Here is an 842-nt window from a genome sequence, read left to right as displayed (position 1 = left end):
CCTGCAACTTGTGCAGGCTGCCGGCGGCCAGCAGGTGGCCGAGCACGGTGAATTCGTTGTCCTGCACCAGGTCGGGCGTGTCGCTCTGGATCAGCAGCGCCCGCTGCGCCGATTTCTGCGCGCGGCTGTAGCGCCCGCCGAAGTACTGCGACAGCGCATCGCGCAACGCCGCCTGCGCGGTGCGGTCGCGGCGCGCGACGCGCCATTCGTGGGCCCGCCGCGGCAGCCCGATCAGCGCGTTGATCGCCTGGATCACCGCGACCAGCGCGAAGCAGGTCGCCACCAGTGCGATCAGGAACAGGTTCAGCGAGACGTCGAGCCGCCACGAGCCCCAGTAGAACGACGCCAGGCCGTCATTGGTGCCCAGCACCGAAGCGCTGACCACCGCCAGAGCGAACAACAGCACGAACCAGATGACGGCACGCATCGGGAAGGGGGACCTCAGGTCAACGGCCGGCCGTCGCGGTGGCCAGCGCCGCGAGCGTGTCGTCGGGCCGCGGCAGCACCACCTGGCGGGCGCCGGCCGACACCTGCTTCACCAGTTCGAGCGCCACCGTCGTGCGCCGCGAGCTGCGGTCGAAATAGCGTTCCAGCGCCTGCTGGGCGCTCTGCAGGTCGGCCTGCGCCGCGTCGAACTGGCGGCTCAGCACCGCCAGGCGCGCGTTCAGCAGGCGCAGCTTCAGGTTCTCGCGCAGGAAGAAGGCCTGCTCCGGCGCCAGCCACATCGCATCCGGGTTGTCGATGCGGTTCACGCGCACCAGCGAGCGGGTCTCGCCCCAGACGCGATCGAACAGCGCACCCAGGCGATCGGACAGCTCGGCCAGCCCGCCGCCCACCGGCGT

At 70.9% G+C, this 842-nt stretch carries 2 protein-coding genes; both read right to left on the bottom strand.

Features of this window, described 5'->3' with window-relative positions:
- A partial coding sequence (locus AC1D15_RS35045; RefSeq protein ID WP_477829706.1) for a heme biosynthesis HemY N-terminal domain-containing protein occupies nucleotides 1–427 on the bottom strand: 427 nt, incomplete at its 3' end.
- Between the two features lie 19 nt (nucleotides 428–446).
- Nucleotides 447–842 (bottom strand): uroporphyrinogen-III C-methyltransferase (locus AC1D15_RS35040; protein ID WP_477829705.1); only part of this gene is annotated, 396 nt, incomplete at its 5' end.

The sequence above is a fragment of the Rhizobacter sp. P2_H2 genome (assembly GCF_056403375.1).
The sequence above is the reverse complement of the archived record's forward strand: the minus strand, read 5'-3'. Positions and strand labels throughout refer to the sequence as shown.